Below are 21,848 nucleotides of genomic sequence, written 5' to 3'. Positions count from 1 at the left end.
CGGCAGGACGCGGTCTGCGTCGCGTCAGCGCCGCTGGACGACACCCGCGGCGAAAGCCGGACGGCCTCCTCGGGACGGGTTTTTGTGCGCCCAACTACCCAATCTCGCGTCTAGTCTATTTTCCTATATGGGATTTTATGTCAGATTTTGTGGACTGCGGAAGGGCGGACTGATCAAGCGCCTCTCTTGCAGATTCCGGGTCCACTCTCCGTCGCGAAAGGATGGACGCCCGCTGATCGATGCCTGAGACAGCCCCCGCCGGGTGCGGTACCCGCTTGGCAGATCGGGCCGAGGCAGCGAAAGACGGGTGGCGGCAAGGGTCTTGGCCGGGCCGGCGCTGTCGATGGAAGGCCTTGAGGGATCGGCATCCCCGAGAGGCAGCGGCCTTGGCGCCAGCGTCGGGGTCAGGACAGACGGGGCGGACGCTCAAAGTCCGCCGGAAATCCCACGGTGCGCCGGACATGCCCGCCACCTCCCGCAACACCAACCCCGGCGCTCCGCCGTTTCCATATCATCCTCCCGGCCGCCCGCGGCGCGGGACCGCTTCAGGCCGTGGCCCGCATCCTCGGCAGCTCAGCGGTTCAGCTGGAGACGCAGACATAGTCCTGCACCCCGAGCCCGGTCGCCCCGAGCCGCATCCGGTCTCCGACCGCCAGGAATCGCGGCGGGTCGTAGGACAACCCGACGCCGCCGGGTGTCCCCGTGAGGATCACGTCGCCCGGCTCCAGCCGCATGAAGCGCGACAGGTAGGAGACGAGATAGGGTACCTTGAAGATCATGTCGGCCGTCGTGCCTTGCTGCTGGCGAACGCCGTTGACCTCGAGCCAGAGCGTCAGGTCGCCGTAGTCCTGCAGTTCGTCGGGCGTCACCAGCCAGGGTCCGAGCGGTGCGAAGGTGTCGTGCGACTTGCCCTTGGTCCACTGCCCGCCCCGCTGCAACTGCAGGCTGCGCTCTGTCACGTCGTTCGCCAGCGTGAACCCCGCGACATGCTGCATTGCGTCCTCGACGCGGATGTATTTCGCGGTACGGCCGATCACCACGGCGAGCTCGACGCCCCAGTCCGTGCGGTTCGACATGCGCGGGATCTCGATGGCATCGTTCGGCCCGCTGATCGCCGAGGTCGCCTTCATGAACACGGTCGGCTCGGGGCTCGACTTGAACCCGGCCAGCGACGCGCTCGCCTCGAAGTTCGGTCCGACGCCGATGATCTTGCCGATCCGCGACAACGGGGCGCAGAGACGGGCTCCGGTGGGCGCGAGCGGCAGTGACGCCTCATCGATCAAGGCGAGTGCCCGCAGGGCATCCGGACGAGCGACGCCCCGGAGAGCGAGCGCACGTGCTGGGAGAGGTCGCGAACCTCGTCCTCGTGGTCGATCAGGCCCGGACGCTCCGACCCGCGAGCGCCAAAGCGCACCAGACGCATTCTAAAATCCTCCACATTTTCAAAGGCAAATGGCCGAACCCGATCATGGTTCCCGCAACTGGAAGCCTTGCAGCGATGGCCCACGAGCCTAGCCCACCGCCGTCGTATCAACAACCTTGGATTGCAAGTACCGAACGGACGGAAGACCTTAACGGGACAGAATCAGGCGCGCCCGCCCGGCGCAAGGGTGGTCTGATGAAAATGCCAGGGATGTGTGCGAGGACGCCGTGACCATCGTGGTCGAAGCGGCGCCGCGACGTTTCCCCGTCAGAGCGGACTGGGCGCGGCGCGCTCTTCCCGGACCCCGCCATCCGCCGCGTAGACCCCGACCACTGCGGACCGCCAAGGATTGATCCCTTCCCGCAGCCAGCGCAGCGTCGCCGGCCAGAAGCCGTCGCGGTGCCGCGCATGGAACAAGCCGAAGTGACCGATCTCCGAAAAGCCGAGATCCTCGGGCGCAAGGACGACCGCGGTCCGCTCCGCCCCCGTGTAGTAGGCGAGCGCCCGTTCGATCGCCGGCATTGGTGCCAGCGGATCGTCGCCGACCCCGACGGCGAGGATCGGCGCCCGGACGGCTCCAAAGCCTGAGAGAATTTCCGCCCGCTGCGGCCGGGGATAGCTTTCCTCCATCCGGCGCCGGCGAAAGCTCCATTCCAGCGCAACGCCGGCCGGAAGGTCTTCCAGCCAGCCAAGCCGCCTTCCCGGGAAATAGCCGAGCATCAGCGTCAGCGCGGGCATCGCGACATGCCATTTGAGGAAAAGTCGCCACCGGTCCTCGGCCCGGTAATCCCGCCAGTAGGCATACTGGGCGCCGACCGTCAGCATCCGGTCGATGGCGGGCGCGCGCTTTGAGAAGCCCGGCAGGAAGCCGCCGATGGAATGCCCGACCACCTGCAGCGGTCCCGGCGAGGACTGGTCGAGAACGAAGCCGAGGACGGCATCGAAATCCTCTTCGCCCCAATCCCGCCAGCGGTAGCCACACCCGCGCAGAGATGCCGGTCGCGACGCGCCGATGCCGCGATAGTCGTAGGTCACCACATGGAAGCCGGCCTCAGCCAGGAAGGCGGCGTAGCGGTGATAGTAGCGGGCGAGGACGCCGGTCGCAGGGTTGATGATCACTGTGCCATGGGTCCCGCCGCAAGGCGCTGGCCAAAGATGGCCGCCGAGACGTACGCCGTCGCGGCAGACGGGCTCGATGGCTGTCGGCAGGACGGTCATGTCGAGGTTCAAGCCCCCATTTGCGGTTCGGCATCGGCCACGGCAGGGCTCCTCCAAAGAAGGCCGGACTGCCGGGAAGACAGCCCGTCTCAACCTAACGCAGCGACGGCGTGTCGGGAACGGCCGAGCGGCCCACGAACGGCCTCTCCTCCCCTACACCGGACGGAGCGGCGCGTCCGGTCAAGGCGTGGCGGCGGGCCTTGCATCGTTGGAAGGCTTGCGGCGCCATCCGGTCAGCTTCATCACCGAGACGTAGAACAGCGGCACGAAGAAGATGCCGAGGAAGGTCGCGGCGAACATGCCGCCCATCACGCCGATGCCGATCGCCCGCTGGCCGCCGGAGCCCGCGCCCGTCGCCAGGGCCAGCGGCGTGACGCCGAGGATGAAGGCGAAGGAGGTCATCAGGATCGGCCGCAGGCGTTGCCGCGATGCCTCGAGGGTCGCGGCGACAAGCTCCTTGCCTTGCGCTTCCAGATCCTTGGCGAACTCGACGATGAGGATGGCGTTCTTGGCGGCGAGGCCGATCGTCGTCAGCAGGCCGACCTTGAAGTAGATGTCGTTCGCCTGGTCGGTCAGCGTCGCCGCCACCAGCGCCCCGAAGACACCGATGGGCACCGCGAGGATGACCGAGAACGGCACCGACCAGCTCTCGTAGAGCGCGGCGAGGCAGAGGAAGACCACCAGCACCGAGATCCCATAGAGAAGCGTCGCCTGCGACCCCGACAGCCGCTCCTGGTAGGAGAGGCCGGTCCATTCCGAGGTGTAGCCGCTGCCGAGCGCGGCGACCTGTGCGTCCATGGTATTCATCGCGTCGCCGGAGCTGACGTCGGCGCCGGGCGAGCCCTGGATGTTGACGGCGGCAACGCCGTTATAGCGCTCCAGCCGCGGCGGCCCTTCCGTCCAGGCGGTCTGGGTGAACGCGGAGAACGGCACCATCTCGCCGGTCCCGTTGCGCACGTACCACCGGTCGATATCGCTCGGCAGCATGCGGAAGGCGGCGTCCGCCTGGACATAGACCGGCTTGATCCGGCCGCCATTGTCGAAGTCGTTGACATAGGTGCCGGCCCAGGCGGTCGAGAGCGTATTGTTGAGGTCGGAGATCGCGATGCCCAGCGCCCCCGCGAGCTTCTGGTCGATGTTGACCTGGAACTCCGGCTGCTCGCTGGCGCCGTTGCGGCGAACGCCGGCCAGAGAGGCATCGCTTCCGGCGGCCGCCAGCAATTTGTCCTGCGCCTCGAGGAGCGCCGGCCGGCCATTGCCGCCGGAGTCCTTCAGATACATGCTGAAGCCCGAGGAATTGCCGAGCCCCGGCAGCGCCGGCGGCGACAGGGCGATCACCTGCGCGTCGCGGATCTTCGAGAAGGCGCCCATCGCCCTTCCGGCGATGGCACCGGCACTCTGGCCGGCGCCGGTCCGGTCGTCGAAATCCTTCAGCTTGACGAAGGCCATGGCATTGTTCTGCCCGGTGCCGGAGAAGCCGAAACCGATGGCCGCGAAGACGCCGGCGACGTTGTCCTTCTCCTGGTTGAGGTAGTAGTCCTCGACCTGCTTGACGACCTCGATCGTTCGCTCGGCGGTAGCGCCGACCGGCAGCTCGATCTGCGTCATCAGGACGCCCTGGTCCTCCTCCGGCAGGAAGGAGCTCGGCAGCGCGCCGAACAGCCAGACGACGCCGCCGCCGATCGCCAGGAAGACGGCGAAGAAGATCAGCGGCCGGCGGATCATGCCGCCGACACTGCCCTCGTAGGCGCCGGTCATCCGCGCAAAGCCCGAGTTGAACTTGCGGAAGAACCAGTTCTTCGGCTTATCGTGCGCGGGTTTGAGGATCGTCGCGCAGAGCGCCGGCGTCAGGACGATCGCGACCAGCACCGACAGGAGCATGGCGGTCACGATGGTGATCGAGAACTGCTGGTAGATGATGCCGACCGAGCCGCCGAAGAACGCCATCGGCAGGAACACCGCCGACAGCACCAGCGCGATGCCGACGAGGGCGCCGGTGATCTCCTTCATCGACTTCTCCGTCGCCTCCTTCGGCGACAGGCCCTCTTCCGTCATCACCCGCTCGACGTTCTCGACCACCACGATGGCGTCGTCGACGAGCAGGCCGATCGCCAGCACCATGGCGAACATCGTCAGCGTGTTGATGGAGTAACCGGCGATGGCGAGGACGCCGAAAGTGCCGAGCAGAACGACGGGCACCGCGATGGTCGGGATCAGCGTCGCCCGGAAATTCTGCAGGAAGACGAACATCACCACGAAGACCAGCACCACCGCCTCGAGCAGCGTGTGGATCACCTTCTCGATCGACAGCTCGACGAAGGGCGTGGTGTCGTAGGGGTAGACGACGCTGACATCGGAAGGCAGCGCCCCCTCGAGCGTCGCCAGCGCGGCGCGCACGCCCTCGGCGGTATTGATCGCGTTGGCGCCGGTGGCAAGATTCACGCCGAAGCCGGCGGCGGTCTGGCCGTTGTAGCGGCTGAACGAGGCGTAACTCTCGGCGCCGATCTCGACCCGCGCGACATCGCCAATGGTGACGACGGAGCCGCCGGTATCGGTCTTCAGGATGATGCCGCGGAACTGGTCCGGCGTCTGCAGCTGGCTCTGCGACGTGACGGTAAAGTTCATCTGCGTGCCCGGCACGGCCGGCAGGTTGCCGAGCTGGCCGACGGAGACCTGGACGTTCTGCGCGGAAATGGCGGCGGTCACGTCCGAGGGCGTCAGCTGGAACTGCGCCAGCTTGTTCGGATCGAGCCAGATGCGCATGGCATAGCCCGAGCCGAAGATGTTGAGGTTGCCGACGCCGACGACCCGCCGGATCGTGTCCTCGAGGTCGGAGCTGATGAAGTCGGCGAGATCGGTCGAGGAATAGGACGGGTTCTGCGAGGTCAGCGCGGCGATCATCAGGATGCCGGAGCTCGACTTCGTCACCGTCACGCCCTGCTGCTGCACGGCGTCCGGCAGCTGCGATTCCACCAGCGACAGCTTGTTCTGGGTCTGCACCTGCGCGGTATCGGGGTCGGTGCCGTTCTCGAAGGTCAAGGTGATCGACGCGGCACCCGACGAGGAACTGGTCGACGAGATGTAGAGCAGGCCATCGAGGCCGGTCATGTTCTGCTCGATGATCTTCGTCACCGAGTTTTCGACCGTCTCGGCACTGGCGCCCGGATAGGTCGCGCTGATGCTGACGGTGGGCGGCGCGATCTCGGGATACTGCGAGATCGACAGCTGGGTCAGCGCCAGAAGACCGCCGAGCATGATCGCGATGGCGATGACCCAGGCAAAGACCGGGCGTGTGATGAAGAAGTGCGACATGCCCCTACTCCGCCGCCGTAGCGGGCTTGGCAGGCTTGGCGGGGTCGGCGGGGTCGGCGGGGTCTGATGTCGGGGCGGCTGGCTCTGCCGGGGCGGTCGCCGCCGGGTCCTTCTCGGCGTTCGTCGTGATCGGCTTGGCATTGCCGGAAGCGTCGATCGCCATCTCGGTCACCGTCGCGGTCTGCCCGTCCTGCACCTTCTGCAGCCCCTCGACGATCAGCCGGTCGCCATCGGCAACCCCCGAGGTGACCAGCCAGTTCGAGCCGACATCGCGCAGCACGGTCAGCGTCCGGGTTTCGACCTTGCCGTCGGCGTTGATGAACCTTGCGACGGCCTCGCCCTTCGAATTGCGGCTGACCCCGCGCTGCGGCAACAGGAAACCGTTATTGTCGATGCCGAGCCGCACGGTCGCGCGCACATACATGCCGGGCAAGAGGATGCGGTCGGGATTGGCGAATTTGGAGCGGAAGGTGAAGCTGCTGGTCGTCTCGCTGACGAAGCGGTCGGCGGCCTCGATGGTGCCGGTCTCGGAATAGGGGGTGCCGTCCGCCAGCGTCAGCTTGGCCTCGATCTTCTCCTCGCCGCCGCCGACGCTGCGCACCGCGCCCTCCTGCAACTCCTTGCGAAACTTCAGGAGGTTGCCGCTGGACTCGGTGAGATCGACATAGACCGTGTCGAGTTGGCGGATGGTGGCGAGGACATTGCTCTGGGCGGCGGTGACGAGCGAGCCGGAGGAGACCGACGACGTGCCGATCTGGCCGTCGATCGGCGCCTTGATCGTGGTGTAGTCGAGGTTGATCTGCGCGGTCTCGAGGTCGGCTTCCGAAACCGCGACGTCCGCCTCGGCCTGGAGGTAGGCCGCCTGCGCGTCCTCGGCGTCCTGCTTGGAGACGACACTCGTCGCCCCGAGATTGTTGTAGCGCTCGGCCTTGGCCTTGGCCGAGGGAACCGCCGCCTGCGTCTTCTTCAAGGCTGCGGCGGCCGCGGCAAGCTTTGCCTGATAGCTGCGCGGGTCGATCTGGTAGAGCACGTCGCCGGCCTTGACCTCGCTGCCCTCCTGGAACACGCGCTTCTGCACGAGCCCGTCCACCTGCGGCCGGATCTCCGCCGTCTGCAGCGCCACGACGCGGCCGGAGACGCTCGCCGTGATCGAGATTTCCTGCGGATGAACGGTCACCACGCCGACCTCCGGCACGGGGACCGGCCGGGCCGCCGCGTCCTTGGATTCGTCGGAGCAGGCCGAGAGGCTCAACGCCGCCGTCATCAGGCCAATGGCGGCAAGCTGCCGCAGGGTCGGCAACGTCCGGAGGGCACTTGCGGTCAGGTTCATGTCGGCCACTCTGGTCAGGATTTCGCCGAACCCTTTGTGGGGACGCGATGTAAGGTGCTGGATTATATATAATCAGCCAACCGTTACGCCGTGTATCAAATTATGTCGGCCGTTCCGGACAAAACGGCGTGCGGTGACGGGACGCAAATCCCGCCTGAGTGTCAGACAGGCTCGAGAGAATAGGAAGCGTTCCGGGAGTGCCCGAAAGGATTGCCGGCCAAAAACGGCTGCCGAGCCGCGCACCGTCTAGGCAGATCCATGCAGCCAACTTAGCCAGCGCTGTCACGTCGCGCTTAGCTTAGTGACACTTCAAATGACGGCTCGACAGAGCGTCGCCATCTAGACGACGCGCGCAGCAAGCTCGTCCTGAAAGCCACGAATTGCCTCGAGGCAATAGGATGCCACCGACCGATCCGTTCCATCCGCTGCTTTGACGAACCACACTGCCTCATCGTTGCGGGCGTTCTCCCAGAAATCCAAGTCTTCCCACTCCAAAGGACGGATTTCCAAATCTGACGTGATCAACGGAACGCTCTTTACATCTGACTCGAGTGAAGGAGTGCGCTTAGTTGCGTGCTTCATGCCGTTACTGAGCTCAGGCAACAAATTCCATTCTTTATGATCACACTCAAACTTTTTGTTTTTCCTAGCTTTCTTCCACTCTGCATCCCACTCGACCGCGTGGACAACAGCCAAAACAGCAGAAAAGAGATTCTCTGTTGACTGAGACCGCAGCAGTCTCTCTACGAGCACGCTTGCCAGATCGAGCATTCCGGACGCATCCGTTGGGTATTTTTCTGGCAAGGCCACAAATGCACCTCCAAGTGGAACTCGCGCCAAGTTATACTGGAGAATGCATACGCAGAGCGCACCTGATCGGCAATTTATTAAGTTTCAGCCGACGATCTGGTTAGCCGAAAGACTATAATGTGGCAATTAGACACCAAGCGCAGCACGGCTCTCTAACCAGAACAATACCCGGTCAAAGTTTAACTACTCCCACTCGATCGTGCCGGGCGGCTTCGAGGTGACGTCGTAGACGACGCGGTTGATGCCCTTGACCTCGTTGATGATGCGGGTCGCGGTGTTGCCGAGGAATTCCATGTCGTAGGGATAGAAGTCGGCGGTCATGCCGTCGACCGAAGTGACGGCGCGCAGCGCGCAGACGAACTCGTAGGTGCGCCCATCGCCCATCACGCCGACCGTCTGCACCGGCAGCAGCACGGCAAACGCCTGCCAGATCGCGTCGTAGAGGCCGGCCTTGCGGATCTCGTCGAGGTAGATCGCGTCGGCCTGGCGCAGGATCTCGAGCTTGGCGCGGGTGATGCCGCCGGGGCAGCGGATCGCAAGGCCCGGGCCCGGGAAGGGCTGGCGGCCGACGAAGTGCGCAGGGAGACCCAGCTCCTTGCCGAGCACCCGCACCTCGTCCTTGAACAGTTCGCGCAGCGGCTCGACCAGCTGCATGTTCATGCGCTCGGGCAGGCCGCCGACATTGTGGTGCGACTTGATGGTGACGGACGGGCCGCCGGTGAAGGAGACGCTCTCGATCACGTCGGGGTAGAGCGTGCCCTGCGCCAGGAAGTCGGCGCCGCCGAGCTTCTTGGCCTCGGCCTCGAAGGTCTCGATAAACAGGCGGCCGATGGTCTTGCGCTTGACCTCGGGGTCCATCTCGCCTTCCAGCGCGTCGATGAAAAGGTCCTGCGCCTCCACGTGGACGAGCGGGATGTTGTAGTGGTCGCGGAACATCGTGACGACTTCCTCGGCCTCGTTCATCCGGAGAAGGCCGTGGTCGACGAAGATGCAGGTCAGCTGCTCGCCGATCGCCTCGTGGATCAGCACCGCCGCCACCGACGAGTCGACGCCGCCCGACAGGCCGCAGATGACGCGGCCGGTGCCGACCTTGGCGCGGATCTCCTCGATCGCCTTCTCGCGGAAGGCGGCCATGGTCCAGTCGCCGGGAAGGCCCGCGACCTTGTGCACGAAGTTATGGATCAGCTTGGCGCCGTCGGTGGTGTGCATCACCTCCGGGTGGAACATCAGGCCGTAGAAGTTGCGGCTCGCATCGCCGAAGACGGCATAGGGCGCGCCCGGGGATTTCGCGAAGATCTCGAAGCCCGGCGGCATGTCGATGACGCGGTCGCCATGGCTCATCCAGACCTGGTGGCGGGTGCCCTCCGGCCAGACGCCGGCGAACAGCGCGCAGTCGCGCTGGACCTCGACGAAGGCCCGGCCGAACTCGCGGTGCTGGGAACTCTCGGCACGGCCGCCGAGCTGCACGCACATCGTCATCTGCCCGTAGCAGATGCCGAGGACCGGGATGCCGGCCTCGAAGATCATCTGCGGCGCCCGGGGCGAGCCGATGTCGCCGGTCGAGGCGGGACCGCCCGACAGGATCACCGCCTTCGGCTGCAGCCGCTCGAAGGCGGCCTCGGCCAGCTGGAAGGGCACGATTTCGGAGTAGACGCCGGCCTCGCGCACGCGACGCGCGATCAGCTGCGTCACCTGGGAGCCGAAATCGATGATGAGGACTGTGTCTGGATGTGCGGTCATTGCAAGCCTTTAAGCAGGCATCGCCGGGAAGGCAAGGGTTTCGGTGAGACGCGGCCCCGAGCGGCCCCGCGAAAGGAGAGGCTGCGGACACCGGCGGATGACAGGCGGCAGCGCCGGCTAGATCCGCCCCGCGTCGATCGCCGCGGGCAGCCGGTCGACGGCCTCGGCGAGGTTCTCGTCGACGACATGCAGAAGGCTGGTCCAGTCGTCGTAGTGGTGGAGGTCGGCGGCCCCGTCCGAAATGCCGCGCAGGCCGATCAGCGGCACACCGAAGCGCTGGCAGGCACGCAGGATCGCGAAGGTCTCCATGTCGACCATCTCGGCATCGATCGCGTCATAGGCCGCGCCCGACACGATGTCGGCGCCGCTCGACAGGCGGACGGCCTCAAAGCCTTCGATCGGCGTCGGCAGCGGCGTGTCGACGGGATGGTCGAGGAAAGGGGTGACGCCTTTGGCGAAGCCGAGCGGCGAAGCGTCGATGTCGCGCCAGGAGACCGACGCCGCCTGGTAGACCTTGCCTTGCTCGAGGACGCGCGAGCCGGCCGAGCCGAGCGAGACCAGGAGGTCCGGCAGACCGCCGGAAGAGCTCAGCGCCTGCAAGGCGATGCCGGTCGCCAGCGCCGCCTCGATCGGGCCGACGCCGGTGATCAGCGGCCGGATGCGCCGGCGCAGGTGCGGCCCGTACTCCGGCAAGGCCGCCATGACGAAGAGGACGCGTCGCCCGCCGACCATGTCGGTGGCAACGCCTGCCGTCGCTCGATCCATGTCGGTCATGCGCGTGCTCCTTGCGGCCGAGGCCCTCGCCGGCCGGGCCCGGCTAGTTCAACCACCAGATCGAGCCGTTGAGAAGCCCGGCGAACGCCACCCAGAGCGCATACGGCACGAAGCACAACGCCGCCGGCCGGTCGCGCCGCCAGGTGACGGCGATGAAGGCGAGGATGGCCGCGAACATCGCAACCAGAATGGCGAGGGCGAGGCCGATCTGGTGCCGACCGAAGAAGGTAGGCGACCAGGTCAGGTTGATCGCGAGCTGCAGCACCCAGATCGCCAGCGGAAGCCGCGGCCCGGCCATGAACACCCGCCAGCCGGCGATGCCGATGAGGATGTAGAGCAACGTCCAGGCGGGCGCGAAGACCCAGCCCGGCGGGTTGAAGCGTGCCTTTGCCAGCCCGGCATACCATTCGCCGGGCGGGTTGGAGATGCCGACCAGCATGCCGCCGCCGAGCGACACCGCCAGAAACAAGGCGAGGAGGCCGTAGCGGGCGGCAGGGCCTCTCACTGGCGCACGAGCTGCGCGAAGAAGAAGCCGTCGGTGCCCGTCAGCTTCGGCGTCAGGGTCAGCACCGTGCCGCCGTGCACCTTCTCCTCGCGGTACGGCGTTCCCGCCGCCGGGAAGGCTTTCGCGAACACGGCCGCCGAGTCGCCGGCGGAGAAGTCGCGGTGGCGCTCGAGGAAGGCGGCAACGCGGCCGGCATTCTCGCGCGAGATCAGCGAGCAGGTGATGTAGGCGAGCGTGCCGCCGGGCCGCACGAAGCGGGCGGCGGCGTCGAGCGCGGCATCCTGCTCGGCGACGCGCTTGTCGATCGCCGAGGCCGCGAGCCGCCATTTGGCATCCGGCCGGCGACGCCAGGTACCGGCACCGGTGCAGGGCGCGTCGACGACGACGCGATCCATCAGGCTGCCGAGGACGGAGATGTCCTCGCGCGGCCCGTGCACCTGGACGTTGCCAGCCTCGGCGCGCTTCAGCCGCTCGTAGATCGGCGCGAGCCGCTGCTTGTCGGCGTCATAGGCGTGAACGGTGCCTTGTCCGTGCATTGCGGCGGCGAGCGCCAGGGTCTTGCCACCGGCGCCGGCGCAGAAGTCGAGGACCTCCTCGCCGGGCTCGGCACCCGCCAGCCGCGCAGCGATCTGCGAGCCCTCGTCCTGGATCTCGAACCAGCCCTTCTGGAAGGCCGCCTCGACCTGCACGTTGGGATGGCGGCCATTGCCGGCAATGGGCGGAATCCTGACGCCCGTCGCCGAGATCGCCGCCGCCTGCGCATGGAAGGGGGCGAGCGCCGCCAGCACCTGGTCGCGGTCCGACAGCAGCGTGTTGACGCGCATGTCGAGCGGCGGACGGGCCGACAGCGCCTGCGCCTCGGCGATCCAGTCCTCACCCAGCGAGGCCTCGAACTCCTTGGCCAGCCAGTCCGGCAGGTCCGCCTGCACGGCCGGGGGAGCCTTGGCGAGATCGCTCGACGAGAAACGCCCGAGGTCTTCGAGGCTCGGCGTCTCCGGCGCGAAGCGGTCGCCCTCGAGCGCCGAGAGCATCGCCTCGGGGTCGAGGCCCTGGCTGTCCATCAGCGCGGCGAAGACCAGCGCGCGCGGCGAGTCATTGCCCATGCGCCAGCCATAGGAGCGGCGCTTGCGCAGGACGTCGTAGACGATGTTGCCGATGGCGGCGCGATCGCCCGAGCCGGCGAAGCGGTGCGACAGGCCCCAGTCCTTCAGGGCGTCGGCGACCGGGCGGCGCTTGGCGGCGGTGTCGGTGAGGATTTCGATCGCGGCCGCGATCCGGCCACCTAGACGCATGGAATCACGCTCCCGGCGGTGCGGGACAGCGGCGGCATCTGGAATAAAGTCAAAACAATCACGTTTCGTAAGGGTTCAGAAGCTTCGCGCCGGTCGGCTCGAAGTGTCGGGTGTTGCGGGTGACGACGGTGAGGTCGTGCTCCAGCGCGGTGGCGGCGATGAGGAGATCCGCGTTGGCGTTCTTCAGATCGTACGTCAGACTGCCCCAGCGGCGTGCAATAGCCGTCGTTACAGGAAGAACCCGCTTCCCGTAAGCCAAGAGTGTATTTTCGAGCCAAAGAAGGTGCCTGTCGGCACGATCCTTCTCTCCTACCCCGAATTTTCGGATGCCGCGCTGAACCTCGCCGATCGTAATGACACTGATGTATCCATCATCAAATCGGACGCTGTCGAGCCAGTTGATGACCGCAGGGTTGGCCTGTGCCTTCGATCTTTCGGACAGCACCATCGTGTCGATGAGATACATCTAATCTAGTTCGACGTCGTGATAGTCGGATGGGTACCGATGTCGATCATCGAAGGTGTCGTCATCCATCCCTTCCGGCAGTTTTGGAAAATCCAGGATGTGCTCGACAAAGGTCTTGGGACGCCGGGCCATCAGGTCGTACTGGCGGGCGGAGACCAGCACCACCGCGGCGTCGTCGGGCATGGCGATCCGCTGGGGCTCGCCATCGCTCGCGGCATGGGCGAGCGTCACGAATTCGGCTTCGGCGTCTTTCAGCGTCCAGTTGCTTCCCACTGCCGTCTCCCTCAAGGCCGGGCCTATGGCGGGATCGATCATACGGCTATTCGGAAAGCCCAACAAGCGACCGCTCGCCACCCAAGGGAAAAGACCGGCCCAACAAAAAGGCCGGGATTTCTCCCGGCCTTCGCTGTCGTCTTGAACTGCAGAAGCCTATTCGGCGGCCTGCTGAGGCGTGTCGGCGGTCACCGAGATCGCCGGCTCGCGGCCCGTCAGGGTCTCGCGGGCCTTGCGCACGCCGGCGCCGTAGTCCGGGTGCACCTTGTCGAAATGCGCCAGCTGGCGCTCGCCGATCTCCTCCGGGATGCCCGACATCGCCGCGGCGATGTTGGCGAAGAGGCGCTGCTTCTGGCCGTCGTCGAACAGGTTGAAAAGGTCCCTCACCTGGCCGTAATCGTCATTGCCGATGCGGTGGTTGTAGCGGTCGGCATCGCCGTGGATCCGCAGCGGCGGCTCCATGGCTGAGGGCACCTCGACCGGGCCGTTCATCGAGTTCGGCTCGTAATAGGCATCGGGGTTGCCGGTCTTGATGCCGCCGAAGACGTTCATCTGACCGTCGCGGTGGTAGTGGTGCACCTCGTTCTTCGGACGGTTCACCGGGATCGTCTCGTAATGCGTGCCGAGACGGTGACGGTGGGCGTCGGCATAGGCGAAGACGCGGGCCTGCAGCATCTTGTCCGGGGAGTAGCCGATGCCGGGCACGATGTTCGACGGCGAGAAGGCCGCGTTCTCGATTTCGGCGAAGTAGTTCTCGGCGTTGCGGTTGAGCTCCATCACGCCGACGTCGATCACCGGGTATTCCGAATGCGGCCACACCTTGGTGAGGTCGAACGGGTTGTAGCTGGTCTTCTCGGCGTCCATCTCCGGCATGATCTGGACCTGCACGGTCCAGCGCGGGAACTCGCCCTTGGAGATGCCGCCGAAGAGGGCCTCCTGGTAGCTCTCGCGGGTCTTGCCGATGATCTGGTCGGCTTCCTCGTTGGTGTAGTGCTTGTGGCCCTGCTGGGTCTTGAAGTGGAACTTCACCCAGTAGCGCTCGCCGCCATCGTTCCAGAACGAGAAGGTGTGCGAGCCGTAGCCGTTCATGTTCATCGGGGTCTGCGGCAGGCCGCGGTCCGACATCAGGATCGTCACCTGGTGCAGGCTTTCAGGCGACAGCGACCAGAAATCCCACATCGCCGTCGGCGAGCGCATGTTGGTCTTCGGGTGGCGCTTCTGGGTGTGGATGAAGTCCGGGAACTTGTAGGGGTCGCGGACGAAGAACACCGGCGTATTGTTGCCGACGAGGTCCCAGTTGCCTTCCTCGGTGTAGAACTTCAGCGCGAAGCCGCGCACGTCGCGCTCGGCGTCCGCCGCACCCGCCTCGCCGGCAACGGTCGAGAAGCGCGCCAGCATCGGGGTCTCGGTGCCCGGCTGAAAGACCTTGGCCTTGGTGTACTTGGAGATGTCGCCGGTGATCTTCAGCGTGCCGTGCGCGCCCCAGCCCTTGGCGTGGACGACGCGCTCGGGAATGCGCTCGCGGTTCTGGTGCGCCAGCTTCTCGATCAGCTGGTAGTCCTGCAGCAGGATCGGGCCGCGCTCGCCGGCGGTCCAGGAATTCTGGTTGTCCGGCACCGGTGCGCCGGCGGTCGTCGTCAGTTTCTCGGTCATGGAGTCACCTTGGTTTGGAATGCTTCCAGTCAGCAATGGACCCATAGGCCCATAACGGCAAATCGTATTTGCTAGGCTGCGCGATCAGTTTATCCTATCGCGATGATCACGATCCGACAGCTCCGCTATTTCGAGGCGCTGGCCACAACCCTGCATTTCGGGCGGGCGGCCAAGCACCTCAACATCAGCCAACCAGCGCTTTCGGCGCAAATTGCGGCACTGGAGGAAAGCTTCGGCGGACCGCTGTTCGAGCGGCGGCCGTCGGGCGTCCTCCTGACCAGCGACGGCGCGCTGGTGCGCGACCGGGCGCGGAAAATCCTCACCGACATCCGCGATCTGGAAGGCCTCGGCGCTGCCGGCCACGCGGTGCTGGACCGCCGGCTGAAGCTCGGCCTGATCGCCACCGTCGCCCCCTATCTGCTGCCGCATCTGTTGCCGCAGCTCGCCCGCGAGCATCCGAAACTCGACTGCGAGATCCGCGAAAGCCTGACGGAGACGCTGACGGCGGACGTCCTACACGGGGATCTCGACTGCGCGGTGCTGGCCTTGCCGATCGAGGCGGAGGGGCTCGATACCATCGAGCTGTTCGAGGACCGGTTTCATCTCGCCGTGCCCGCCCACGGGTCGGAGCGCTTCCAGGGCCGCATCTCCGTGCAGGCGCTCGCCACCGAGCGGCTGATCCTGCTCGAGGAAGGCCATTGCCTCCGCGACCAGGCGCTGAAGATCTGCGAGCTTGTCGAGGCGAGCCAACTGGCGAGCCTCGGCGCCACCAGCCTCACCACCATCCTGCGGATGGTCGCGGGCGGGCTCGGGGCAACGCTGATCCCGGACATGGCGGTGGCGACCGAGAGCCGTGGCGGCGGCATCCGCATCCTGCCGTTCCAGGATCCCGCGCCCTCGCGTACGCTGGCGCTGGCATTCCGGCCCTCGGCCGCGCGGCGGCGCGACTTCGAGGCGATCGCATCGCTCATTCAGCGGTTGCCCGGAAGGGGAGATGCTCCATCTTCGGCCGAGACGGAAGGCAGTGCGGTCTCTTAGAGCGCCGTGCGTCCGTAAGGACGCACAAAGGACGCTCTTTCTTCTTTAATCTAGAACCCGGATCCGCTGCTCGGCGCCACCTTCAGGAACGGAAAGTCCATCGCATGCCAGACCAGACCCGCTGGGCCCTGATCGGGACGGGCAGCATCGCGGCACGCTTTGCCGCTGACATGCACCATTCCCGTGCGGGCCGGATCGTCGCGGTCGGATCGCGGTCGGCCGAGAGGGCCGCGGGTTTTGCCGAAAAGCTCGGCCCCGATACGGTCGGCGGTCGCTTCGAGGACCTCTTGCGGCGCGACGACATCGACGCGGTCTATCTCGCGACGCCGAACGAAGCCCATGGCCGGCAGGCGCTGCAGGCGATCGCCGCCGGCAAGCCGGTGCTGGTGGAGAAGCCCTTCGCCCTCTCCGCCGATGAGGCCCGCACGGTCGCCGAGGCCGGGCGCCGCGCCGGCGTCCTGGTGATGGAGGCGATGTGGATGCGTTTCACGCCCGGCATCGTCCGGCTGAAACGCCTGGTGGACGAGGGGCGCATCGGAGACATCCGCCGCCTCGACATCTCCGTCGCCTATCCGCAGCCCTTCGACGCCGCCTCGCCGCTCTACGATCCGGTGAAGGGGGGCGCGCTTTTCGACCTCGGCGTCTATCCGCTGTCGCTCGCGGTCCACCTCGCCGGCATCCCCCGCAGCATCGACGCCACCGTCATCCGGGCAGGGAACGGCGCGATCGCCGTCGCCGGCCTGCTGCTCGGCTACGACCAGGCGATCGCCACCCTGTCCTGCGGGTTCGACGTGGAGGGGGCCAACGAGGCCGTCGTCACCGGAACGGCCGGGATCGCCAGCGCCCATCGGCCGGTGCTGTGTCCGCCGCTGATCTCGCTGCGCCAGACCGGCAGTGTCGAACCCGACACCGCTCCTGCCGAACCTGGCGAGGCTGCAGCGCCCCCGCATCCACTGGCGCGCCCGCTGACCGCCCTCTCCGCGCTCCGGCCTCTGGTCGGCCGCCTGGCAACCCGGCGCTACCCGACGCTCCACATCGGCACGGGGCTCCAGTACCAGGCGGACCATTTCAGTCTCTGCCTGCAGCACGGTTGGACGGAGAGCCCGGTCATGCCGCTCGACGAGACGGTCGCCGTGCTCGATCTGGTCGAGCGGGCGGCTGCCAGTGCCCGTGACAGCGCAGGAACCCGTCCGCAGCCGTGACGCCGGAGGTCATCCGCTGATCCAGGCAAGGACCGGACAGATCGCCCCGGCCCTTCATCCCCGCCGGCTCGCCAACTCGCCAACCCCTAGACGCACACGCCCATCCGACCGCAGGCCCTGTATCACCCGCCAAAACTGCTCGTCAGCCGGTACGGCATGGGATAGCGGTCGGCGTGCTGGGCAATAAGCGCGAGCTCGGTGACGTGGAGGGCGAAGGCGCCGCCGTACGGGTGGGGCGTGCCGGCGGCGATCGAACGGGCAAGGTCTGCGGGTCCGCGGGCGAAATCCATCCGCGAGGAGGTGCCGGGCACCTTCGCCGCACTCGGCTCGACCTTCAGCTTGCGGCCGAACCAGTGGCGCAGCGGCCGTCGGCGCTCCAATCGCTGCAGGATTTTTCCGAGGATCGCGGGCCGCGACGCCCAGTGCCCCTCGGCCGTGCGCAGGAACACCGGCGACTGGTTGTCCCAGCCATCGGTCAGGGAAAGGACGCCCTCGGTGCCGACGACGTGCAGCGAGCGATCGCGGGGCGCGGCAAGGCCGCAGGTCAGGCGCGCGACGACGCCCGATCGAAACGTCAGGCAGGAAACCGAGAGGTCGTTGGCGATGTCCGCCGCCGGCTGGCCCGTGCCCTTGTCGTCGAACAGCTTGGCGGAGAAGGCGGTGATCGTCTCGACCGGGCCGAAGAAGGCGCAGAGCCAGGTGAGATAGTAGCCGGCATGCTCGAGCGTCGCCCCGACGGCGAACTCGTCCTCCGCCGGCCAGGGCGCGCCGGACGGGCTGGTCCAGCGGCGATAGTCCTCGCGGAAGACCATCGAGTCTTCCATCTCGGCATAGACCAGCTTGACCGCGCCGATCGTCCCGCCGGCGATGGCCTGCCGGACGGTATCGGCGGCGGCCGAGAGGTAGGAGCACGGCGCCGCCGCGATCTCGAGCCGGCGCTCAGCGGCCAGCGCCACCAGCTCGCGGGCCTCCTCCGGCGACATCGCCAGCGGCTTCTCGGAATAGACGTGTCGCCCGGCCTCGAGCGCCGCCTTCGAGACCGCGTAATGGCTGGACGGGTTGGTGAGGTTCAGCACCAGCTCGACCCCGGGCTCGGCGAGAAGCGCGTCGAGGCTGTCGAAGGCGCGGGCCTTGAAGTAGGCCGAAAACCGCCGGAGCGCCGCGGGGTCGCGGTCGTAGACGCCGACCAGCTCGAGCCCGGGATGGTTGGCGAGCGTCAGCATATAGTAATCGGCGACGAAGCCGCATCCGACGATGGCAATCTTCATGGGGCAGGCATCCGGTCGACCAGCTGAAGGACTTAACGCCCGGCTGTCGAAAGATTCCCTTAAGACCATCCCGGAAGACCATCCCGGCCGGGGGCGTCTGCGCCCTCTAGGCCGCTTCCGCACGGAGCCAGCGGGCGAGGCCGTCGGTGTCGCCGTCGACGATGGCTGCGGCGACTCGCCGGCCAACAGCGGCGCCGAACTTGTAGCCGTGGCCAGAGCAAGCCGAAACGATCAGCGCCTTGCCCCGAGGCTCGCAGAAGAAGCGCTCGTCCGCGGTGAACGTATAGGCGCATGTGACGACGTCGGTAACGGCGTAGTCCGCCATCCGTCTGAACCGCCGGACGAAATAGCTGCGCAGCGTTTCTCCCTCGCCGGGTTCCGGCACGCGGTCTGCGTCGGGATCGACGGCGAGGCGCTTGTGCAGTCCGCTGCCAATCTTCAGCCCGGCCTCGCCAGCCGGCGGCAACACGTAGCCGTCGTTCGGTCCGCCGATGTCGAGGATTGCCGGAGCATGGCTCCAGGCCTCCGCAAATTCCGCCGGCGGCCGGAGATAGGCGACGGCGGTGCGGTAGGTGGTGAGGCGGGCGGCGAGGTCGGGGAAAAAGCGCAGCACCCAGGCGCCGGCCGTGACGACGACGCGGTCTGCTGCAAGACGATTGCCGCCGGCCGTCTGCACGGTGCCGGCATCGGCATCGATCGACGTTACCCGCTGGTTCGGCCGTACGTCGGCGCCGTTAGCGGTGAGCCATCGCAGCATGTCGGCGGCGATCCGGCGACACATCAGCGCCCCGCCTTCACGGCTGAGATAGGCGTATCGGAAGGCCCCGGGGTCGAGGAAAGGGTATCGCTCTGCCGCCGCCGCGGCGGGGAACAGTTCGTAGGCGTAGCCGGTCCGGTCGAGCCCCTCGCGGAACACCTCGCCTTCGTCCCCCGGTTCCTGCGAGATCGCCAGCACGCCGCGCGCTTCGAAATGCTTTGCCCCCAGGTCGGCCCACAGCACGTCCCAGGCCTCGAAAGCCTCGCTGATGGTGCGCGCATACCCGTCGGCGCCGCCGTAGGCGCGGCGGATCATGCGATGATGATCGCCCGAAGCCGCCAACGGGTTCGGGATCGCGCCTTGCTCGAGGAGGGTTACGTGGTGGCCGGCCCGGGTCAACGACCAGGCGGTGGAGAGACCGGCGATACCGGCGCCGATGACGATCACCTGCATGAGGCTCTCCTTGGCAAAGCGGTCAGGCCGCGCCCGCGGCCTCCAGCGCCCCGACGACGTTGAAGACGTGGAAGGCCAGCATGATCCAGAGCAGCAGCACGGCGACGAGGCCGGCGGCGAAGGCGGGGGCGCGCAGGCGGAGGTCGTTGCTGCCGAGGTGCACGGCGGCGTGGACGATGCGCGAGACCGCGAACACCCAGGCGATGATCACCGCCAGCCAGTTGGCGCCGTTGGTGACGTAGAGCGACAGGCAGACGGCGTAGAACAGCACCGGCAGCTCGAACTGGTTGGCAAGGTTCTTCACCGCAGCGCTGCTGCGGTCGGGCTCGGTGCCTGGCTTTCGGAAGTCGCCGAGGCTCGCCTCCCCCGCCGAGACCGCCGACTTCCGGCGGAAGAACAGCATGAAATAGACCGCGATGGTCAGGAAGGCCTGGACGATCATCGGCCAGAAGATCGCGATGTTTCCGTTCATCCCGGCATTTCCCTCAGAGCGCCATGCGTCCGAGCGGACGCACGGGAGACGCGGTGTCTTGGTGAATTAGAGCCCCGAGCCCGGATAGTTCGGGCTCTCGCGGGTGATGGTGACGTCGTGGGCGTGGCTTTCGCGCAGGCCGGCATTGGAGATGCGCACGAACGTCGCCTTCTCGCGCAGTTCCTCGAGGCTGGCGGCGCCGACATAGCCCATGGCGGCGCGCAGGCCGCCGGCGAGCTGATGCAGCACGGCCGAGACCTGGCCCTTGTAGGGCACCTGGCCCTCGATGCCCTCCGGCACCAGCTTCAGCGTATCGCGCACCTCAGCCTGGAAGTAGCGGTCGGCCGAGCCGCGCGCCATGGCGCTGACCGATCCCATGCCGCGGTAGGATTTGAACGAGCGGCCCTGGTAGAGATAGACCTCGCCCGGGCTCTCGTCGGTGCCGGCCAGCAAGGACCCGATCATCGCCGCCGATGCGCCGCCGGCAAGGGCTTTGGCGAGATCGCCGGAATACTTGATGCCGCCGTCGGCGATGACCGGGATGCCGGCCTTGTCGGCCTCCTCGCAGGCGCCCATGATCGCCGAGAGCTGCGGCACGCCGACACCGGCGACGATGCGGGTGGTGCAGATCGAGCCCGGGCCGATGCCGACCTTGATGCCATCCGCGCCGGCATCGATCAGCGCGCGGGCGCCGCCGGGCGTCGCGATATTGCCAGCGATCACCTGCACCTCGTTCGACATCTTCTTGACGCGGGTCACGGCATCGAGCACCCGCTGCGAATGGCCGTGCGCGGTGTCGACGACGATGAGGTCGACGCCGGCATCGATCAGCCGCTCGGCCCGCTCGAAGCCGTCGTCGCCGACGCTCGTCGCGGCCGCGGCCAGCAACCGGCCCTGCGCATCCTTGGAGGCATGCGGGTTGAGCTGCGACTTCTCGATGTCCTTGACGGTGATGAGGCCGATGCAGCGGTGGGCGTCGTCGACGACGACAAGCTTCTCGATACGGTGGTGGTGCAGCAGGCGCTTGGCCTCGGCCTGGCCGACGCCATCGCGGACGGTGATGAGATCAGACTTGGTCATCAGCTCGTGGATCGGCTGGCTGTCGTCGGTGGCGAAGCGCACGTCGCGGTTGGTGAGGATGCCGACGAGGAGGCCCGGCGTCGGGCCGTCATCGGCCACCACCGGGATGCCGGAGATGTGGTGCATGTTCATCAGCGCGCGCGCGTCGCCGAGCGTCGCCGACGGCGAGATGGTGACGGGATTGACCACCATGCCGCTCTCGAACTTCTTCACCCGCCGCACCGCATCGGCCTGCTCGGCCGGGGTGAGGTTGCGGTGGATGACGCCGATGCCGCCGGCCTGCGCCATGGCGATAGCGAGGCGATATTCGGTGACGGTGTCCATCGCCGCCGAGATGATCGGGAGGTTCAGGCGCAACGTCTTGGTGATGCGGGTGGAGAGATCGACCTCGCCGGGCATGACGACGGAATGCCCGGGCTGCAGCAGCACGTCGTCGAACGTCAGCGCGGTCGCGCCGGTGGCAGTTTCGATGATGCGTGCCATTGACCAGTCCCCAAAATAAACAAACCGCCGGGTCCGGCAAGGACCGCCCGCGGTGAAGGATTGGCAAGGGCTGCTAGCACGATGGCGGGCGGGAGGGAAGGCGCAAGCGGTTTATGAACAGCGTGTCCACTGTCGGGCGGATGCGGGCCGATCGCGGGATGTCGTGGGTGAGCAAGCGGGCCAGGGCGTGTAGCGGCACCACTGGAACGTTCGGCGTCAGAGAGTGCAAGCTACGAACGGACAGCTGTTCTCAGCCAATTCCGGTCGTTCTCAAGGGTAGAAGTGCAACCTCAAACCTG

Annotated in this window: 17 protein-coding genes and 1 pseudogene; 2 read left to right on the top strand and 16 right to left on the bottom strand. The window is 66.8% G+C overall.

What is annotated here, in order from left to right; genetic code table 11:
- Nucleotides 1-581: 581 nt before the first annotated feature.
- The 12 genes and pseudogenes from ACZL02_RS00210 to ACZL02_RS00155 form a co-directional block, all read right to left on the bottom strand.
- Nucleotides 582-1,423: pseudogene (locus ACZL02_RS00210) on the bottom strand (fumarylacetoacetate hydrolase family protein).
- Between the two features lie 267 nt (nucleotides 1,424-1,690).
- Nucleotides 1,691-2,641: an alpha/beta hydrolase family protein gene (locus ACZL02_RS00205; RefSeq protein WP_472938194.1), complete on the bottom strand. Its 951-nt coding sequence runs from the start codon at nucleotides 2,639-2,641 to the stop codon at nucleotides 1,691-1,693.
- Between the two features lie 180 nt (nucleotides 2,642-2,821).
- A complete protein-coding gene (locus ACZL02_RS00200) occupies nucleotides 2,822-5,953 on the bottom strand; it encodes an efflux RND transporter permease subunit (RefSeq protein WP_472938193.1) in 3,132 nt (1,043 codons plus the stop codon).
- A 4-nt stretch (nucleotides 5,954-5,957) separates the two neighbouring features.
- Nucleotides 5,958-7,283, bottom strand: a complete 1,326-nt coding sequence (locus ACZL02_RS00195) for an efflux RND transporter periplasmic adaptor subunit (protein WP_472938192.1) — start codon at nucleotides 7,281-7,283, stop codon at nucleotides 5,958-5,960.
- 339 nt (nucleotides 7,284-7,622) lie between these two features.
- Nucleotides 7,623-8,093 carry a hypothetical protein gene (locus ACZL02_RS00190; RefSeq protein ID WP_472938191.1) on the bottom strand — a complete coding sequence of 157 codons (471 nt, stop codon included), beginning with the start codon at nucleotides 8,091-8,093 and terminating at the stop codon, nucleotides 7,623-7,625.
- A 183-nt stretch (nucleotides 8,094-8,276) separates the two neighbouring features.
- Nucleotides 8,277-9,833: a glutamine-hydrolyzing GMP synthase gene (guaA, locus tag ACZL02_RS00185; RefSeq protein WP_472938190.1), complete on the bottom strand. Its 1,557-nt coding sequence runs from the start codon at nucleotides 9,831-9,833 to the stop codon at nucleotides 8,277-8,279.
- Nucleotides 9,834-9,950: 117 nt separating this feature from the next.
- A complete protein-coding gene (locus ACZL02_RS00180) occupies nucleotides 9,951-10,607 on the bottom strand; it encodes a 5'-methylthioadenosine/S-adenosylhomocysteine nucleosidase (protein WP_472938189.1) in 657 nt (218 codons plus the stop codon).
- A 43-nt stretch (nucleotides 10,608-10,650) separates the two neighbouring features.
- On the bottom strand, nucleotides 10,651-11,112 hold the full coding sequence (locus tag ACZL02_RS00175; protein ID WP_472938188.1) for a TspO/MBR family protein: 462 nt from the start codon (nucleotides 11,110-11,112) through the stop codon (nucleotides 10,651-10,653).
- Nucleotides 11,109-12,404: an RsmB/NOP family class I SAM-dependent RNA methyltransferase gene (locus ACZL02_RS00170; protein WP_472938187.1), complete on the bottom strand. Its 1,296-nt coding sequence runs from the start codon at nucleotides 12,402-12,404 to the stop codon at nucleotides 11,109-11,111. Before ACZL02_RS00170 ends, ACZL02_RS00175 begins: the two co-directional genes overlap by 4 nt.
- Nucleotides 12,405-12,462: 58 nt before the next feature.
- The gene (locus ACZL02_RS00165; RefSeq protein WP_472938186.1) at nucleotides 12,463-12,870 is read right to left on the bottom strand and encodes a type II toxin-antitoxin system VapC family toxin; all 408 of its coding nucleotides are present in this window, start codon (nucleotides 12,868-12,870) and stop codon (nucleotides 12,463-12,465) included.
- On the bottom strand, nucleotides 12,871-13,185 hold the full coding sequence (locus ACZL02_RS00160; protein ID WP_472938185.1) for a hypothetical protein: 315 nt from the start codon (nucleotides 13,183-13,185) through the stop codon (nucleotides 12,871-12,873).
- Nucleotides 13,186-13,299: 114 nt separating this feature from the next.
- Nucleotides 13,300-14,796: a catalase gene (locus tag ACZL02_RS00155; protein WP_472938184.1), complete on the bottom strand. Its 1,497-nt coding sequence runs from the start codon at nucleotides 14,794-14,796 to the stop codon at nucleotides 13,300-13,302.
- Between the two features lie 102 nt (nucleotides 14,797-14,898).
- Between ACZL02_RS00155 and ACZL02_RS00150 the strand changes: the two genes are divergently transcribed.
- Nucleotides 14,899-15,834, top strand: coding sequence for a hydrogen peroxide-inducible genes activator (locus ACZL02_RS00150; RefSeq protein WP_472938183.1), 936 nt, complete (start codon nucleotides 14,899-14,901; stop codon nucleotides 15,832-15,834).
- A 104-nt stretch (nucleotides 15,835-15,938) separates the two neighbouring features.
- Complete coding sequence (locus ACZL02_RS00145; protein ID WP_472938182.1) at nucleotides 15,939-17,036, top strand: Gfo/Idh/MocA family protein; 1,098 nt, start codon at nucleotides 15,939-15,941, stop codon at nucleotides 17,034-17,036.
- 122 nt (nucleotides 17,037-17,158) lie between these two features.
- Here ACZL02_RS00145 and ACZL02_RS00140 read toward each other — a convergent pair whose 3' ends face one another.
- The 4 genes from ACZL02_RS00140 to guaB all read right to left on the bottom strand — a co-directional run bounded on the left by ACZL02_RS00140 (nucleotide 17,159) and on the right by guaB (nucleotide 21,549).
- Complete coding sequence (locus ACZL02_RS00140; RefSeq protein WP_472938181.1) at nucleotides 17,159-18,304, bottom strand: Gfo/Idh/MocA family protein; 1,146 nt, start codon at nucleotides 18,302-18,304, stop codon at nucleotides 17,159-17,161.
- Between the two features lie 106 nt (nucleotides 18,305-18,410).
- Nucleotides 18,411-19,514, bottom strand: coding sequence for an FAD-dependent oxidoreductase (locus ACZL02_RS00135; protein ID WP_472938180.1), 1,104 nt, complete (start codon nucleotides 19,512-19,514; stop codon nucleotides 18,411-18,413).
- A 22-nt stretch (nucleotides 19,515-19,536) separates the two neighbouring features.
- Entirely contained in the window at nucleotides 19,537-19,986 is a 450-nt protein-coding gene (locus tag ACZL02_RS00130) for an MAPEG family protein (protein ID WP_472938179.1), read from the bottom strand.
- A 66-nt stretch (nucleotides 19,987-20,052) separates the two neighbouring features.
- Nucleotides 20,053-21,549, bottom strand: a complete 1,497-nt coding sequence (gene guaB, locus ACZL02_RS00125; RefSeq protein WP_472938178.1) for an IMP dehydrogenase — start codon at nucleotides 21,547-21,549, stop codon at nucleotides 20,053-20,055.
- Nucleotides 21,550-21,848 lie beyond the last annotated feature (299 nt).

It is taken from the genome of Mesocryomonas fontinalis (genome assembly GCF_055730125.2).
Note: the sequence above shows the minus strand (reverse complement) of the source record. Positions and strands in the feature narration are given on the sequence as shown.

Bases quoted from the DNA above. Each gene is read 5' to 3' on its own strand.
- ACZL02_RS00205 (WP_472938194.1), bottom strand. From the start codon at position 2,641: ATGACCGTCCTGCCGACAGCCATCGAGCCCGTCTGCCGCGACGGCGTA.
- ACZL02_RS00200 (WP_472938193.1), bottom strand. From the start codon at position 5,953: ATGTCGCACTTCTTCATCACACGCCCGGTCTTTGCCTGGGTCATCGCC.
- ACZL02_RS00195 (WP_472938192.1), bottom strand. From the start codon at position 7,283: ATGAACCTGACCGCAAGTGCCCTCCGGACGTTGCCGACCCTGCGGCAG.
- guaA (WP_472938190.1), bottom strand. From the start codon at position 9,833: ATGACCGCACATCCAGACACAGTCCTCATCATCGATTTCGGCTCCCAG.
- ACZL02_RS00180 (WP_472938189.1), bottom strand. From the start codon at position 10,607: ATGACCGACATGGATCGAGCGACGGCAGGCGTTGCCACCGACATGGTC.
- ACZL02_RS00170 (WP_472938187.1), bottom strand. From the start codon at position 12,404: ATGCGTCTAGGTGGCCGGATCGCGGCCGCGATCGAAATCCTCACCGAC.
- ACZL02_RS00165 (WP_472938186.1), bottom strand. From the start codon at position 12,870: ATGTATCTCATCGACACGATGGTGCTGTCCGAAAGATCGAAGGCACAG.
- ACZL02_RS00160 (WP_472938185.1), bottom strand. From the start codon at position 13,185: ATGATCGATCCCGCCATAGGCCCGGCCTTGAGGGAGACGGCAGTGGGA.
- ACZL02_RS00155 (WP_472938184.1), bottom strand. From the start codon at position 14,796: ATGACCGAGAAACTGACGACGACCGCCGGCGCACCGGTGCCGGACAAC.
- ACZL02_RS00150 (WP_472938183.1), top strand. From the start codon at position 14,899: ATGATCACGATCCGACAGCTCCGCTATTTCGAGGCGCTGGCCACAACC.
- ACZL02_RS00145 (WP_472938182.1), top strand. From the start codon at position 15,939: ATGCCAGACCAGACCCGCTGGGCCCTGATCGGGACGGGCAGCATCGCG.
- ACZL02_RS00140 (WP_472938181.1), bottom strand. From the start codon at position 18,304: ATGAAGATTGCCATCGTCGGATGCGGCTTCGTCGCCGATTACTATATG.
- ACZL02_RS00135 (WP_472938180.1), bottom strand. From the start codon at position 19,514: ATGCAGGTGATCGTCATCGGCGCCGGTATCGCCGGTCTCTCCACCGCC.
- ACZL02_RS00130 (WP_472938179.1), bottom strand. From the start codon at position 19,986: ATGAACGGAAACATCGCGATCTTCTGGCCGATGATCGTCCAGGCCTTC.
- guaB (WP_472938178.1), bottom strand. From the start codon at position 21,549: ATGGCACGCATCATCGAAACTGCCACCGGCGCGACCGCGCTGACGTTC.